This is a genomic window from Microbulbifer pacificus, from assembly GCF_033723955.1.
In the GTDB taxonomy this organism is placed as follows: Bacteria; Pseudomonadota; Gammaproteobacteria; order Pseudomonadales; family Cellvibrionaceae; genus Microbulbifer; species Microbulbifer pacificus.
Genome location: NZ_CP137555.1, coordinates 3,020,524 through 3,036,730, shown reverse-complemented (window position 1 = coordinate 3,036,730; position 16,207 = coordinate 3,020,524). Strand labels below are relative to the sequence as shown.

General features: G+C 60.7%; 12 protein-coding genes and 1 pseudogene. 3 read left to right on the top strand and 10 right to left on the bottom strand.

The genetic code is table 11. From position 1 onward, the window contains the following. Positions 1–192 precede the first annotated feature (192 nt). Positions 193–819, top strand: coding sequence for a hypothetical protein (locus tag R5R33_RS13030; RefSeq protein WP_318953133.1), 627 nt, complete (start codon positions 193–195; stop codon positions 817–819). A 72-nt stretch (positions 820–891) separates the two neighbouring features. On the opposite strand, the gene greA is transcribed toward R5R33_RS13030, so the two are convergent. The 7 genes and pseudogenes from greA to dapB form a co-directional block, all read right to left on the bottom strand. Then, positions 892–1,368: a transcription elongation factor GreA gene (gene greA / locus R5R33_RS13025; protein ID WP_318953132.1), complete on the bottom strand. Its 477-nt coding sequence runs from the start codon at positions 1,366–1,368 to the stop codon at positions 892–894. Between the two features lie 115 nt (positions 1,369–1,483). Next, positions 1,484–4,714, bottom strand: coding sequence for a carbamoyl-phosphate synthase large subunit (carB, locus tag R5R33_RS13020; RefSeq protein ID WP_318953131.1), 3,231 nt, complete (start codon positions 4,712–4,714; stop codon positions 1,484–1,486). A 101-nt stretch (positions 4,715–4,815) separates the two neighbouring features. After that, positions 4,816–5,952 (bottom strand): glutamine-hydrolyzing carbamoyl-phosphate synthase small subunit, encoded by a 1,137-nt coding sequence (gene carA, locus R5R33_RS13015; RefSeq protein WP_318955738.1) that lies wholly within the window; start codon positions 5,950–5,952, stop codon positions 4,816–4,818. Between the two features lie 554 nt (positions 5,953–6,506). Next, complete coding sequence (locus tag R5R33_RS13010; RefSeq protein ID WP_318953130.1) at positions 6,507–7,130, bottom strand: YfiR family protein; 624 nt, start codon at positions 7,128–7,130, stop codon at positions 6,507–6,509. A 236-nt stretch (positions 7,131–7,366) separates the two neighbouring features. Continuing rightward, positions 7,367–8,287 (bottom strand): 30S ribosomal protein S6--L-glutamate ligase, encoded by a 921-nt coding sequence (gene rimK, locus R5R33_RS13005; protein ID WP_318955737.1) that lies wholly within the window; start codon positions 8,285–8,287, stop codon positions 7,367–7,369. Between the two features lie 84 nt (positions 8,288–8,371). Beyond that, positions 8,372–8,773 (bottom strand): annotated as a pseudogene (locus R5R33_RS13000) (ATP-dependent zinc protease family protein); the annotation flags it as partial. Positions 8,774–8,791: 18 nt separating this feature from the next. After that, positions 8,792–9,601 (bottom strand): 4-hydroxy-tetrahydrodipicolinate reductase, encoded by an 810-nt coding sequence (dapB, locus tag R5R33_RS12995; RefSeq protein ID WP_318953129.1) that lies wholly within the window; start codon positions 9,599–9,601, stop codon positions 8,792–8,794. Positions 9,602–9,783: 182 nt separating this feature from the next. Here dapB and R5R33_RS12990 point away from each other — a divergent pair, with 182 nt between their 5' ends. Further along, a complete protein-coding gene (locus R5R33_RS12990) occupies positions 9,784–10,215 on the top strand; it encodes a hypothetical protein (protein ID WP_318953128.1) in 432 nt (143 codons plus the stop codon). Positions 10,216–10,295: 80 nt separating this feature from the next. Here R5R33_RS12990 and dnaJ read toward each other — a convergent pair whose 3' ends face one another. From dnaJ to grpE, 3 genes are all read right to left on the bottom strand, one after another. Further along, positions 10,296–11,417 carry a molecular chaperone DnaJ gene (gene dnaJ / locus R5R33_RS12985; protein ID WP_318953127.1) on the bottom strand — a complete coding sequence of 374 codons (1,122 nt, stop codon included), beginning with the start codon at positions 11,415–11,417 and terminating at the stop codon, positions 10,296–10,298. 121 nt (positions 11,418–11,538) lie between these two features. Beyond that, entirely contained in the window at positions 11,539–13,482 is a 1,944-nt protein-coding gene (dnaK, locus tag R5R33_RS12980) for a molecular chaperone DnaK (protein ID WP_318953126.1), read from the bottom strand. Positions 13,483–13,613: 131 nt separating this feature from the next. Next, positions 13,614–14,207 carry a nucleotide exchange factor GrpE gene (gene grpE, locus R5R33_RS12975; protein WP_318953125.1) on the bottom strand — a complete coding sequence of 198 codons (594 nt, stop codon included), beginning with the start codon at positions 14,205–14,207 and terminating at the stop codon, positions 13,614–13,616. A 306-nt stretch (positions 14,208–14,513) separates the two neighbouring features. On the opposite strand from grpE, the gene recN reads away from it, so the two are divergent. Continuing rightward, a complete protein-coding gene (recN, locus tag R5R33_RS12970; protein ID WP_318953124.1) occupies positions 14,514–16,166 on the top strand; it encodes a DNA repair protein RecN in 1,653 nt (550 codons plus the stop codon). The last annotated feature ends 41 nt before the right edge of the window (positions 16,167–16,207 follow it).

The following is a 16,207-nucleotide window of genomic DNA, read 5'->3' as shown; positions in this document are numbered from 1 at the left end:
CTTTTGCCTTGCGCAAACCGGACTTTGCATTTCGCGCGTACTTTTCGGCTGCTTAAAGTGCCGGAACGACACCCCTCCCCGGATTATTCATTTCGCTAACCAGTGGCACCAGTTCAGGTGTCATTTTGTGCCGACGTTTACCCGCCGGCACTCTCCCAACGTCCGACCCTCAATGTAGTAATGGAGACACTCATGAAGACGTTAACCCCCATCGTCGCAGCCCTTTCACTCGCAATCAGCGGTACCGCCCTAGCGGGCGACAACTATGTCCAGCAGACCCAGACCGGCGTGATGCACACCGTCGAGGCGACCCAAGGCCCCGCCTCCGACAGCAATACTATCCTCCAAACCCAATCCGATTTTTTTAACCGCGCCTACGCCACGCAGTCATACCAATCCGACAGTGTGATCGAACAGATACAACATGGTGCAGCCAACAAGTCCACCATCGAGCAATCCTTTGGCAATGGGGCTCATGCGACCACGGTACAGGACGGCGCATTTAACTCGGCCTACATCAAACAGTTCGCTCAGTTTGGTGACCCAAACCAATTTATTACACACATTGAGCAGGACGGTTTGGGTAATGACGCTTCCATTACCCAAAAATACGGTATTGAGACCGTTGCAACAGTAAATCAAAGCATGGGTGGTTTTAACGAAGCCCGTATTTCCCAAGTGTTTAATGTCAGAGGTGTTGTAGACGTCACCCAATCCGGATGGCTCAACAAGGCGTGCGTCACCCAGAGTGGGGTGGATCAAACCGCAATCGTGTCTCAGACCGGCTTTGGCCACACGGCCATCGTGAATCAGTACTAGTAACTTGTCTGTAACGTTGGAAAACAAAAAGGGCGGCCAACTGGCCGCCCTCTTCGTTTTGCCCACATCTGCTCAGATGTGCGCTACCGTATCAATCTCATACTCCACCGAACCGGACGGGGTATTCACCACCACGATATCGCCCTCTTCCTTGCCGATCAGCGCGCGCGCGATGGGGGAGTTCACGGAAATTTTCCTGTTTTTCACGTCCGCCTCGTCGTCACCCACGATCTTGTAGGTCACTTCCGAGTCGTCTTCCACACGGATGATGGTCACGGTGGTACCGAAAATGACCTTGCCGGAAGGCTCAATGGCTTTGACGTCGATCACCTGCGCCATAGACAGCTTGGCCTCGATGTCCTGAATACGGCCTTCAATAAAGCCCTGCTTTTCGCGCGCGGCGTGATACTCGGCGTTTTCTTTCAGGTCGCCGTGCTCGCGGGCTTCGGCAATCGCCTGCACTACGGCCGGGCGCTGCACTTTTTTCAGGTCGTCGAGTTCGCTGCGCAGGGCTTCTGCGCCTTCTACGGTCATGGGTACACGGTTCAACGGAACCTCCAGAATCTTCTCAATTATTCATTAACGAAAAAGCTCCGCCAGGAGGCAGAGCTTTTCAGTTTGTGCGCTCTGGTGGCCACCGGAGTGTCCATCCAGAGCAGGCCGATCAGTCTTGCAGGCGCACGACGCGCTGGTGCAGTTCCTGCAGGCTGCGCACCTGGTGCGGTTCGGCAATCTGCATGGCCATGGCCATGGCTTTTGCCGCCGCCAGGGTGGTGGTGTAGCAAACCTGATGGTTTTCCGCGCTGCGGCGGATATCCGCGGAATCGCGAATGGCCAGGCGACCCTCGGTGGTGTTGACCACCAGTGCAATCTCGTCGTTTTTAATCATGTCGACGATATGCGGCCGGCCTTCGTTCATCTTGTTCACCGTTGTAACCGCAATGCCCGCTTCTTGCAAGACCTTGGCGGTACCGCGGGTAGCGACCATCTCGAAGCCCAGCTTGGACATCTCGCGGGCCACTTCCACCACACCGGGCTTGTCCACATCGCGCACGGAGATGAACACCTTGCCGGATTCCGGCAGATTGTCGCCGGCGCCCAGCAGGGACTTGTCGAAGGCTTCGGCGAAGGTCTCGCCCACGCCCATCACCTCACCGGTGGATTTCATTTCCGGGCCGAGGATCGGGTCCACTTTCGGGAACTTGTTGAACGGGAATACCGACTCCTTGACGGAGTAGTAATCCGGCACGATTTCCTTGGTGAAGCCCTGATCCGCCAGGCTCACACCGGCCTGACAGCGCGCGGCGATCTTCGCCAGCGAGGTGCCGATGCACTTGGACACGAAGGGCACGGTACGGGACGCGCGCGGGTTCACCTCGATCACGTAGATCTCGCCGTCCTGGTACGCCAGCTGGGTGTTCATCAGGCCAACCACGCCCAGTTCGCGCGCCATGGCTTTCACCTGCTCGCGCATCTTGTCCTGCACGTCGGCCGGCAGGCTGTAGGGCGGCAGCGAGCAGGCGGAGTCACCGGAGTGCACGCCGCACTGTTCGATGTGCTGCATGATCGCGCCGATCACCACGTCCTTGCCGTCGGATACCGCGTCGATATCCACCTCGATGGCGGAGTGCAGGAAGTGGTCCAGCAGTACCGGCGCATCCTCGGAAACCTGTACGGCTTCCTTCATGTAGGTCTTGAGCTCGTCTTCCTTGTACACGATCTCCATGGCGCGGCCGCCCAGTACGTAGGAAGGACGCACCACCAGCGGGTAGCCCACTTCCTTCGCGCGCTGGATGGCTTCGTACTCTGAACGCACGATGGCGTTCTGCGGCTGCTTGAGGCCGAGACGGATGATCATCTGCTGGAAGCGCTCACGGTCTTCCGCGCGGTCGATCTGCTCCGGGGTGGTACCGATGATCGCCACGCCCTCGGCGGCCAGGTAGCGCGCCAGGTTCAGCGGGGTCTGGCCGCCGAACTGCACGATCACACCTTCCGGTTTTTCCTTGCGCACGATCTCCAGTACGTCTTCCAGGGTTACCGGCTCGAAGTAGAGGCGGTCGGAAGTGTCGTAGTCGGTGGATACGGTCTCCGGGTTACAGTTGACCATGATGGTCTCGTAACCGTCTTCGCGCATGGCGAGTGCCGCGTGCACACAGCAGTAGTCGAACTCGATGCCCTGGCCGATACGGTTGGGACCGCCGCCGAGCACCATGATTTTCTTCTTGTCGGTCGGCTCCGCTTCACACTCCTCGTCATAGGTGGAGTACATGTAGGCGGTGCCGGTGGCGAATTCCGCGGCGCAAGTATCCACGCGCTTGTAGGACGGGAACACACCCAGCTTCTGCCGGAACTCGCGCACGGTCTTCTGGCTCACGCCCAGCAGGTCCGCGAGGCGCTTGTCGGAGAAGCCCTTGCGCTTCAGGTAGCGCATGGTCTTGGCGTCGAGCGCGGAAGTCGGGATGGACTTCAGCGGTTCCTCGATTTCCATCAGCTCCTTGATCTGCACCAGGAACCAGGGATCGATGCCGGACAGCTCGTACACTTCGTCGATGCTCATGCCCATACGGAAGGCGTCGCCCACATACCAGATGCGGTTGGCGCCGGCCACGGACAGTTCGCGGCGCAGGTGCTCCATGGAGCCCACTTCCGCCGGGTCCAGCTTCGGCTCGAAACCGAAGGAGCCCACTTCCAGGCCGCGCAGGGCTTTCTGCATGGATTCCTGGAAGTTGCGGCCGATGGCCATGACTTCACCCACGGATTTCATCTGTGTGGTCAGGCGCGCATCCGCTTCACCGAATTTCTCGAAGGTGAAGCGCGGAATCTTGGTCACGACGTAGTCGATGGACGGCTCGAAAGACGCCGGGGTGGCGCCGCCGGTGATGTCGTTCTGCAGTTCGTCCAGGGTGTAGCCCACCGCCAGCTTGGCCGCGACCTTGGCGATCGGGAAGCCGGTGGCCTTGGAGGCCAGCGCGGAGGAGCGGGACACCCGCGGGTTCATCTCGATTACCACCATGCGGCCGGTTTTCGGGTCCATACCGAACTGCACGTTGGAGCCGCCGGTTTCCACGCCGATCTCGCGCAATACCGCGATGGACGCGTTGCGCATCAGCTGGTATTCCTTGTCGGTCAGGGTCTGCGCCGGGGCCACGGTGATGGAGTCACCGGTGTGCACGCCCATCGGGTCGAAGTTCTCGATGGAACACACGATGATGCAGTTGTCGTTTTTGTCGCGCACCACCTCCATCTCGTACTCTTTCCAGCCGAGCAGGGATTCGTCGATCAGCAGTTCGTTGGTGGGGGACAGGTCGAGACCGCGTTTGCAGATCTCTTCGAATTCCGGCCAGTTGTAGGCCACACCGCCACCGGAACCACCCATGGTGAAGGACGGGCGGATGATTACCGGGAAGCCAAACTCCTCCGGAACCTTCTTCGCCTCTTCCATGGTGTGGACGATCTTGGCGCGCGGGGTCTCGAGGCCGATGGCCTTCATCGCCTTGTCGAACAGATCGCGGTCTTCCGCTTTTTCGATGGCGTTCTTGTCCGCACCAATCAGCTCACAGCCGAACTTTTCCAGCACGCCGTGCTTGTCCAGCGCCAGCGCACAGTTCAGCGCGGTCTGGCCGCCCATGGTGGGCAGGATCGCGTCCGGGCGCTCTTTCTCGATGATCTTGGCAACCGTCTTCCACTCCACCGGCTCGATGTAGGTGGCGTCCGCCATGGACGGGTCGGTCATGATGGTGGCGGGGTTGGAGTTCACCAGGATTACCCGGAAACCCTCTTCGCGCAGGGCCTTACAGGCCTGGGCACCGGAGTAATCGAATTCACAGGCCTGACCGATGACGATGGGGCCTGCGCCGATGATCAGAATGCTTTGAATGTCTGTGCGTTTTGGCATCTTTCTTCCGTATCTAATCGGCCGTTATCCGGCGATAAAATTCTGGTCTTGGCAGTAGGAGCCCGCCAGTTGGCAAGCTCCCACAAAGGGAGAGCGGCGACTTAGCGGCGCGCTTCCATCATCTCGATAAACTGGTCGAACAGCGGCGCCACGTCGTGCGGGCCGGGGCTCGCTTCCGGGTGGCCCTGGAAGCTGAACGCCGGCTTGTCCTTCAGGCGAATGCCCTGCAGGGTGCCGTCGAACAGGGACTTGTGGGTAATTTCCACATTGTCCGGCAGGCTGGCCGCATCCACTTCAAAACCGTGGTTCTGGGCGGTGATCATCACCTTGGTGGTGTCCAGGTCCTGCACCGGGTGGTTGCCGCCGTGGTGGCCGAATTTCATCTTCGCGGTCTTGGCGCCCACGGCGAGACCCAGCAGCTGGTGGCCGAGGCAGATACCGTAGGTGGGCAGGCCGGCGTCGAGGAATTCCTTGATCGCCGCGATCGCGTAGTCGCAGGGCTCGGGGTCGCCGGGGCCGTTGGAGAGGAACACGCCGTTCGGGTTCATCGCCAGCACTTCGGAGGCCGGAGTCTCTGCCGGTACCACGGTGATGCTGCAGCCGCGATCCACCAGCATGCGCAGGATGTTGCGTTTTACACCGAAGTCGTAGGCCACAACCTTGTAAGGCTGTGCGGCCGGTGCCGGCTTGTGGCCCAGGCCCAGTTCCCAGGTGCCTTCATTGAAGTCGTACTTCTCCTTGGTGGAGACGACCTTGGCCAGATCCATACCCTTGAGGCCGGCAAACGCCTGCGCCTGTTTCAGGGCTTCCGCTTCGTCAATGTTGTCGCCGGTAACGATGCAGCCGCTCTGTGCGCCTTTGTCGCGCAGCAGTCGGGTCAGGCGGCGGGTATCGATATCGGCGATGCCGACGATATTGCGCGCCTTCAGGTAGTCTTCCAGGGACTGCTCGCTGCGGAAGCTGGAGGCCAGCAGTGGCAGATCGCGGATCACCAGGCCGGCGGCCCAGATTTCAGACGCTTCTTCGTCTTCGCTATTGGTACCGGTGTTACCGATATGGGGGTAAGTCAGGGTGACGATCTGACGGGCGTAGGACGGGTCCGTCAGGATCTCCTGGTATCCGGTCATGGAGGTATTGAAAACTACCTCACCGACAGTTGAGCCTTCGGCGCCAATGGCGCGACCGTGGAAGACACTGCCATCGGCGAGCACCAGCAGTGCCGGGGTAGTGCTGGGCATCAAGGATTCCGGCGTGGGAACGGCGTTGTTCAAGTCAATCTCCAATCGTCAGAACAGCTTCCGGGCGGGGTGAGAGGGCGTTACCGAGGCAGCGACGCCAGCTACAGTTTCAGCTGCAACTTGTTTACCGGAAGCCTTTTATAAAAAAGCGAGATGAAACGTTTGCTTCATCTCGCTTTTTTATAAAGTTATTCGCGGTCGGCTCGCAGTGGTTTTCACCAGGGCTCTCACAGTGTGGCCAGCAGCCAGAGTAACTATTTCGAACAGTATTTCTGGAGGGCGGAAATCCGCCACAACTGGCACTTTTTTGGCAGGAAAGCCACGGGCTCAGCGGCCTGATCCGCAACGGGCGGAACCTGTATCTGGCGCGAGCGACTCCTGTGGGGCCTTTCCAAGCCGGGCGCAGATTCTACGGGAAAACACCTTTGATCGCCAGTACAAATTTGCGCCATCGACGCCGGGATCGAGGGCATCGGTGAACCATGATTCAGGCGGAGAAAAAGTGGAATTGCGCGAGCCGGCAAGGAAACCCCATTAGCTGAAAGAATAGTCGGTCAGTTCACCTGGCGGCTCAGGCGGAACAGGCTGTTGCCCATTTTCAATTCCGCGCGATCCAGCCGGGTCTTGTTCAGCTGCAGGGCCATGTTGGCGCCACTGCCGGCAAACTCCACCATGCCACCGAGGGTGGCAAAACGGCTGACGTCGCTCACCGTCAGCACCGGGAAAAACTCCAGCGCGCCCACCGCCTGCGCCATGCGCTCGGCGCCGATATCCCCCATCACCACAATCTGGCAGCGACGCACCCGCAGCATTTCCCCATCGTTGACCTGCTCCAGCGATGCCAGCCGCCCCTGAATACGTTGGTGGCTCAACCTGGCGGTGAGCGGCGCGACCAGTTCGTCATCGCCCATCACGCATATCCGGAACGGGGCATTGGTGCCATTGAAAACATCGATGGGCCACTGCAGGTGATGGGCGAAGTGGACAATGTAATCCACCATCACCTTGCGCCCGAGATCCGTGTCGGAGAGGTGCTCGGCCTGCGCCCGTGCGGGTGACAACGGCAACAGGAACCACAACAGCAGCATTCCAACGCAGATCCCGGCAGCCGAAAAAGCGCCTTTCCGGGATTCCGGGGCAGCGGCATAGGGCTTGGGGGAAGGGGCAGAGTTAGACATGTTCTGGGTCACCGGGGCGCTGGATTCATGCCCCCCGCGAACAGGGAATTCGCGCACGGAGCCCCCAAAGGGTAGTACCGGCAGCCCCCACCCACCAACGGTGAGCAGCAGTGGCGCGCCAGAATTCCTGCGAGAACTAGCGGAGGAAATCAGGTCAGCGCGCCATTGAAGGAGGAGATAGAAGGCCCGGCCTTGCGCCGGGCCCTGGACCGGGCCCAAGACCAGGCTTAGACGCGTTACTCTTCGTCGATGCTGGGGACACCGGCGATGGTCGGACGCCATTTGAGCGCGCGCTCGATCGCCATGATCATGTTGCCGGCCACATCCTTGCGGGTGGCGCTCTCGATCCCCTCGAGGCCCGGAGAGGAGTTCACCTCCAGCAACAGCGGGCCCTTCTTGGAGCGGATGATATCCACACCGGCCACCTTGAGCCCGAGCACTTTGGCGGCCTTGATGGCGAGCTTGCGCTCTTCAGTAGTGATCTTGACCACCGAAGCGGTGCCACCCTGGTGGATATTCGCGCGGAACTCGCCCGGCGCCGCCTCCCGCTGGATCGCCGCCACCACCTTGCCGTCGATCACGAACAGGCGCAGGTCCTTGCCCTGGGCCTCGCGGATAAACTCCTGCACCAGCAGATTCACTTTCAGGGATTTGAACGCGTTGATCACCGACTCGCCCGCCTTGCGGGTTTCCGCCAGCACCACACCGCGTCCCTGAGTGCCTTCCAGCAGTTTCACGATCAGCGGCGCACCGCCGACCATTTCGATCAGCTCGTTGGTGTCCATCGGTGAGTTGGCGAAGCCGGAAATCGGAATACTCAACCCGCCCTCCTGCAGCAACTGCAGGGAGAAGAGCTTGTCGCGGGACTGGCCAATCGCCGCGGAACCATTCAGCGCAAACACCCCGATACTCTCGAAGTGTCGCGTGAGCGCGCAGCCGTAAAACGTCTGGCTCGGGCGGATGCGCGGGATCACCGCATCCAGGTTGTTGAGGATACGGCCGTCGCGGTAGTGCACTTCCGGCTCGGTGGAATCGAGCTTCATGTAGCACTGGCGAATATTCAGGAAGGTCATGCGGTGGCCGCGCTCGGCACCCGCTTCCATGATGCGCTGGTTGCTGTACAGATCCGGATTGGACGCCAGCAGGCCGATGCGCAGACCGGTACCCGCCATATGGTGTTCGTCGTGGTAATACTCCTCCAGCTGACTGGGAGGCATTTCGCCGAGGCAGAAACTCTCCGAAGGATCCACCAGCATGCGCCCCATCATCGCCTCGCGCCCGAGCAGCATACGGTAGCCCATGGAGTCGCGATTGGTCAGGGTCAGTTCGATATCCCACACGCTGCCGCCAATGCTGATGGCGGTCTTGATCACTATGCGCTTTTCCGAATCGCCGGAGGAACTGCGCACCGTGCGCTTATCCAGCACGCGCGCTTCGCAGCGTACGCGCGGGCGGCGCAGGTTCTGCAGCGGGTGCGCCTCAAAGCTCACCCAGGGCTCACCGCCGCGATTGAACTGCTGGATATTGTAGGCGTGCAGGCACGAGGTTTTGGCTCCGGAGTCCACCCGCGCCTTGATGGCGGGAATACCCAACCCCGGAAATGCACACCACTCCTCACTGCCGACGATGATCTTCTTTTCCAAACAATAAACTCCAAAAAATTATTTGAGGGCCAGCACGTCGCGCATGTCGTAGCGACCGGCGGCTCTATCATTCAACCAGATTGCAGCGCGCACCGCGCCGCGGGCAAAGGCCAGTCGGCTGCTGGCCTTGTGGGTAATTTCAATACGCTCGCCGTCGGCAAAGAAAGACACCGTGTGCTCACCGACCACATCGCCGCCACGCACCGTGGCAAAACCGATGGTTTCCCGCTCGCGCGCGCCGGTCTGCCCCTCGCGACCATATACCGCCACCTTGTCGAGATCGCGACCAAGGGTGTCGGCGATCACCTCGCCCATACTGAGCGCAGTACCGGAAGGTGCATCCAGTTTGTGACGGTGATGCGCTTCGACGATTTCAATATCCACGTCGTCGCCCAGCACCCGGGCCGCGGTTTCCAGTAAGTTAAAGCACAGATTCACGCCCGTGGAAAAATTGGTCGCGAAACACAGCGGGGTTTTATCACCGGCACTCAGCATCTGCGCCTTCTCTGCAGCAGTGAAACCGGTGGTGCCGATTACGATGGCCTTGCCGTGCTCTGCACAGTAGGCGGCGTTGTCGAGGGTGGCGAGTGGTGAAGTGAAGTCGATCAGTACGTCGAACGCCACCTGCTCCAGGCCGTCGACGATCGCCAGACCGTTGCGTCCGAGACCGGCCACCTCCCCGGCATCAGCCCCCACCAGACTTGAGCCCGGGCGCACGATGGCACCGGTGAGCTTCGCTTTGCCATCTTTTTCCGCCAGCGCTACGGCTTCCGCAAGTACACGCCCCATACGGCCGCCAAATCCTGTGATTGCTATGTTTACCGCCATGTTTCTCTCCTTCGGCCGGGCTTGAAAGGCGCGGATTCTACCCCGGTTTCCGTTGCGGGCAATACCGCGCGGCCGCTCTGTAAACCCCACTCAACATATCAGAGTAATGACCGGGTGGTATGCCTTGCGGCGCCCAAATCCTCTACTAGGCTATAAATATCCCGTAGATTGGAGCGCCAACCATGACCCCGGAATCTCGCGACCCGTTCTGGTCGTCCTTCTCCGCCGCACTCTGCGCACTACTGCTGTTTACCTTGGTTTCCACCAGCAAGGCGGTGGACAGCGACGACTTCTGGGAAAAGTATGACGACATTGCCGACTGGGTAACCCTCCAACTGAAGCTCACACCGGAACAGGAAGAAAAGGTCCTGCCGTTGATGGAAAAAAGCTTCGAGCTGCAGCTGCACATACTGGAAGATTACGGATTCGCGCCCGGTAAAAGACCAAAGCTCTCCCGTGAGCAGAAAGAGGAAATCGACGCGAAAATTATTGCCGCACGGGCGGCCACCCGCGTGGAAATGGTGAAAATCCTGAATGAAGAGCAGCTGGAGGAATTAAAGAAGATCCAGCAGGAATTTCACGAAAGTTTCCGCAAAAAACTGGCCGAGTACTGATTTCAGCGCGTTCGGCGAAACCAGCAGACATAAAAAAGCCCGGCAAACTGGCCGGGCTTTTTTACACAGCTGTCAGGGGATTACAGCTTCATATCACCGAAGAAGTTCTTCACCCCTTCAAACCAACCGGTCTGGCGCGGTGAATTTTTCTTCTCGCTCAGGGTGCCGGCGAATTCCTCCAGCAACTCTTTCTGTTTCGCAGAGAGGTTGATTGGGGTTTCCACCACCACACGACACAGCAGATCGCCGGGAGCGCCGCCGCGTACCGGGGTCACACCCTTGCCGCGCAGGCGGAACAGTTTACCGGTCTGGCTCTCTGCCGGGATTTTCAGTTTGACCTTGCCATCCAGGGTCGGGACTTCCATCTCGCCACCGAGCGCTGCGGTGACAAAACTGATGGGCACCTCGCAGTAGAGATTCTTGCCGTCGCGCTGGAACAGCTCGTGCTCTTTCACCATCACCTGTACGTACAGGTCGCCCGCAGGTCCGCCGTCCGGGCCCGCTTCGCCTTCGCCGGCGAGACGGATACGGTCACCGGTATCCACACCCGGCGGTACCTTGACCGACAGGGTCTTGGTTTCCTCGACGCGGCCGCGGCCGTGACAGCTGGTGCAGGGATCGGTGATGACGGTGCCGCGACCGCGACAGTTGGGGCAGGTCTGCTGCACAGAGAAAAAGCCCTGCTGCATACGCACCTGACCGGCGCCGCCACAGGTGCCACAGGTCTGCGGCTTGGAGCCGGCCTTGGCGCCGGAGCCGTGGCAGGTGCCACAGTTGGCCAGCGTCGGCACTCGGATCTTGACGGTGGTGCCACGCACCGCGTCTTCCAGATCCAGCTCAAGGTCGTAGCGCAGGTCGGAACCGCGCTGCGGTCCGCGGCGGCCGCCACCGGCGCCGCCACCAAAGATATCGCCAAACACGTCACCGAAAATATCGGAGAATCCGCCGAAGCCACCACCGCCGTGGCCCGCCTGCCCGTCCACTCCGGCGTGGCCGAACTGGTCATAGGCCGCTTTCTTCTGCGGATCGGACAGTACTTCGTAGGCCTCGTTGGCCTCCTTGAATTTGTTCTCCGCCTCTTTGTCGTCGGGGTTGCGGTCCGGGTGAAATTTCATCGCCACCCGGCGGTAAGCCTTTTTCAGCTCCTTTTCATCCGCCCCTTTGCTGACGCCGAGGACTTCGTAGTAATCGCGTTTGGACATAGCTCTGTGTGTTCTTTTTAAAACTGCATAAGGCGCGAAAGCCCTCTCGAACTCCCGCGCCTTTTTGTATCCCGCCCAGTAGGAGCCAGCTGGCTCCTACTGGGCAGAGGCAAGTGGTTGATTACTTGCCGTCTTTCTTGTCGTCTTTGACTTCTTCGAACTCAGCGTCCACTGCGTCGTCACCACCGGACTTTCCACCGGAACTCGCCTGCTCAGCCTGCTGCGCGGCAGCATCGTGGGCCTGGGCCTGCTCGGCGTAGAGTTTCTGCGCCAGAGAGCCGGAGGCTTCGGTCAGCTTGGTGGTCGCGGCGTCGATCACGGCCTTGTCGTTGCCCTTGACCGCTTCCTCGGCTTCCGCCAGGGCGGCGTCGATTGCAGATTTCTCTTCCGCAGTCGCCTTGTCACCGGCTTCGTCCACAGTCTTGCGTGTGGCAGAGATCAGGCCGTCGAGGGTGTTGCGCGCCTGCACCAGCTCCTCGAACTGCTTGTCCGCTTCGGCGTTGGCCTCGGCGTCGCGCACCATTTGTTCGATCTCCTCGTCAGACAGACCGGAAGAGGCCTTGATGACGATGGACTGTTCCTTGCCAGTGGCCTTGTCTTTGGCGTGCACATGCAGGATGCCGTTGGCATCGATATCGAAGGTCACTTCGATCTGCGGCATGCCGCGCGGCGCCGGCGGAATGTCGGCCAGGTCGAAACGACCCAGGGACTTGTTCTGTGCCGCCTGCTTGCGCTCACCCTGTACCACGTGAATGGTCACAGCGGTCTGGTTGTCGTCTGCAGTGGAGAACACCTGGGACTTTTTGGTCGGGATGGTGGTGTTCTTTTCGATCAGCGCGGTGGCCACGCCCCCCATGGTTTCGATACCCAGGGTCAGCGGGGTTACGTCCAGCAGCAGCACGTCTTTCACGTCGCCGCCCAGTACCGCGCCCTGGATCGCAGCGCCCACGGCAACCGCTTCATCCGGGTTCACATCTTTGCGCGGCTCTTTGCCGAAGAACGCGGTCACTTTCTGCTGCACCAGCGGCATACGGGTCTGGCCGCCCACCAGGATCACCTCGTCGATCTTGGCAGTGGTCATGTCGGCGTCTTGCAGCGCGATTTTCACCGGCTCCAGGGAGCGGTTAACCAGTTCTTCCACCAGGCTTTCCAGCTTGGCGCGGGTCAGTTTCACCACCAGGTGCTTCGGACCGGTGGCGTCTGCGGTGATGTACGGCAGGTTCACTTCGGTCTGCTGGCTGGAGGACAGCTCGATCTTGGCTTTCTCGGCCGCTTCCTTCAGGCGCTGCATGGCGAGCGGGTCGCCTTTCAGGTCGATGCCCTGCTCCTTCTTGAACTGCTCGGCCAGGTAATCGATCAGGCGCAGGTCGAAGTCTTCACCGCCGAGGAAGGTGTCACCGTTGGTGGACAGCACTTCAAACTGCATTTCGCCGTCGACATCGGCAATTTCAATGATGGAGATATCGAAGGTACCGCCACCCAGGTCGTATACCGCGATGGTGCGGTCGCCACCCTTCTTGTCCAGGCCGTAGGCCAGCGCAGCCGCGGTGGGCTCGTTGATGATGCGCTTGACGTCCAGACCGGCAATGCGGCCGGCGTCTTTGGTGGCCTGACGCTGGGAGTCGTTGAAGTAGGCCGGTACGGTGATTACCGCGGCATCTACTTTCTCACCGAGGAAATCTTCCGCGGTTTTCTTCATCTTTTTCAGCACTTCGGCAGAGATCTGCGGCGGTGCTTTCTTGTCGCCTTTTACCTGTACCCAGGCGTCGCCGTTGTCGGCTTCAACGATGGAGTAAGGCACCATCTTGATGTCTTTCTGTACCACATCGTCCTTGAACTTACGGCCGATCAGGCGCTTCACCGCGAACAGGGTGTTGGTCGGGTTGGTAACTGCCTGACGCTTGGCGGACTGGCCTACCAGAACCTCGTTGTCGTCGGTAAACGCAACGATGGACGGGGTAGTGCGATCGCCTTCCGCGTTCTCAATAACGCGCGCCTTGTCACCATCCAGTACCGCTACACAGCTGTTGGTGGTACCCAGGTCGATGCCGATGATTTTTCCCATTGGTCTGTATCCTCTTTGCGGCGCACGCCGGTTCTGTACTGTTTTCCGGAACCCGGCGCTGCGCGGTTGTATTCGGTTGCTTCTTATATTGGTGCCGCCGTTTCGTTTTCAAGGGCGGCCGTCAAACTGAATCAGGGTGCCTTACTGACCACCACCATCGCCGGGCGCAGCAGGCGGCCGTGCAGACGGTAGCCCTTCTGGAACACGTCGAGCACAGTGTTCGGCTCCACGTTGCCATTGGGCACCTGGGTCATGGCCTGGTGCAGTTCCGGGTCGAAAGGCTCGCCCGCGGGGTCAACCACCTCAACGCCGTTGCGGGTCAGGGTGTCGAGGAAGGACTTGCGGGTCAGCTCGATACCTTCCACCACGGCCTTGTGTGCCTCGTGCTCGCTGTCGATGGTGGCCAGGGCGCGGTCCAGGTTGTCGACTACCGGCAGCAGGTCCTTGAGCAGTTTTTCCACTCCGAACTTGTGCGCCTTTTCCACATCCATTTCAGCGCGGCGGCGGGCATTCTGCACATCGGCCTGGGCGCGCAGCACCATGTCTTTGTGCTCGGCCAGCTGCTGGTGCAGTGAGGCGATCTCAATCTCCTGGGCACTCTCTACCGCGAGTTCTTCCTGCAGAACCTCTTCCGCCGCATGCTGTTCTTCCGGGGTAGGGATCTCGACTTCGGCGGTCTCGATGTGCTGTTCTTCCTGTTGGTCTTCGCTGCGCTCTTTGGCCACTGCTCTCTCCGTCTGTGCTCGTCGGCTTGCTGCCAGTTGGATCAAAATCGGTAAAACGCCGGCGAACACCGGCAATGCAGGGGTATATGGGGGCACTCCCGCGCACTTCAAGCGCCGGAGGGCACCATCAAACGGCTACCCGCAACCTTTTCATTGGCATCCTTCGGGAAGGCAGCTGCCAGAGTAAGGTGGCGATACGGGGACCGCGAAAAACGATTGCATCGCAATCTACGCCCGGGGTGATTGAAAATTCTCCGCCAAATACTGTATAAACAACCACTATCAACAACCACCAAGCACGATCCCATGTTGCTGCATCTGTCTATCAGTCAGTTCACCCTGGTCGACCAGCTGGAGCTGGAATTCGGCCCCGGCACCAGCACCCTGACGGGCGAAACCGGCGCCGGTAAATCCATCACCCTGGACGCCCTCGGCCTCGCCCTCGGCGACCGCGGCAATGCCGAGCTGGTGCGGGCCGGCGCACAGCGCGCCGACATCCACGCCACCTTCGATATCAGCAATCACCGGGACGCCCGCGACTGGCTGGAAGAGCAGGAACTGGACGCCGGGCGCGAGGTGATCCTGCGCCGCACCATCGGTGCCGACGGCCGTTCGCGCGCCTATATCAACGGCCAACCGGTGACCCTGCTGCAACTGCGCGCCCTCGGCGAGCAGTTGATCGACATCCACAGCCAGCACGAACACCAGTCGCTGCTGAAAAAGGAAACCCACCGCCGCCTGCTGGACGAATACGCCCACGCCGAGGCGCAGTCCGCCGAAGTGCGTATTCACTTCAAGACCTGGCAGGACCAGTACCGCCGCTACCGTAAGCTGGCCGACGGCGCCGAGGAAACCCAGGCCCGCCGCGACCTGCTGGAATACCAGCTGCAGGAACTGGAGCAGTTGAACCTGAAGCCGGGTGAACTGGACGAGCTGGAAAGCGAACAGCGCCAGCTGGCCAACGCCGGCGATATTCTGAACGGCAGCTACCAGCTGGCCGCGCTGCTGAACGGCGGCGAGGGCGACATCGCCGAGCAGTTACACCGTGCCCTGCACCTCGTCAGCGCCATGCCCGAGCAGACCCAGGCATTGATGGACGTGGCGCAGATGCTCGACAGCGCCCGTATCCAGATAGACGAGGCCGCCAGTACCCTGTCGCGACATATCGACCGTTTTGAAATGGACCCGGAGCGGCTGGCGGAGGTGGAAGAGCGCCTGTCGGCGATCTACTCCATCGCCCGCAAGCACCGGGTACAGCCGGACCAGCTGCCGGAAGTACAGCTGCAGTGGCAGCAGGAGCTGGACGAAATTGGCGCACCGGATGCGCTGGACAAACTGGCCGGGGAATGTGAACGGCTGGAAAAGGCCTTCCGCGCCAGTGCTGGCAAGCTCAGCAAGCTGCGTGCCGCCGCGGCCAAGAAACTCGCGGAGGCAGTCAATGCCCAGCTGGCGGACCTGGCAATGCCCCACGCGCGGGTAGAACTGGCGCTGACCGAACTGGAAAAGCCAGCCTCCACCGGCCTCGAGGAAGTGGAAATCCTGATTGCCACCAACCCGGGCCAGCCCGCGCGCGCGCTCGGCAAGATTGCCTCCGGCGGCGAACTGTCGCGGGTCAGTCTGGCCATCCAGGTGGTCACCGCGCAGACCTCCCGCACCCCCACCCTGGTGTTTGACGAGGTGGACGTGGGCATCGGTGGCGCCACCGGCGACGTGGTCGGCAAGCTGCTGCGTCAACTGGGCGAGCGCGGTCAGGTAATCTGTGTAACCCACCTGGCGCAGGTGGCCGCCCGCGCCCACCGCCAGTACCTAGTGGAGAAACACAGCGACGGTGCGGCCGCATTCGTGGCCCTGCGGGAACTGCAGGACGGTGAGCGCAGTGCCGAGATCGCCCGCATGCTGGGCGGCGAGGCCACCGCACAGTCCCTGGCGCACGCGGAGGAAATGCTGAGCAGGGCCTGATCCCAGGCCCTCTCCAGCGAGCAAGCCAGACCTGACCAGTC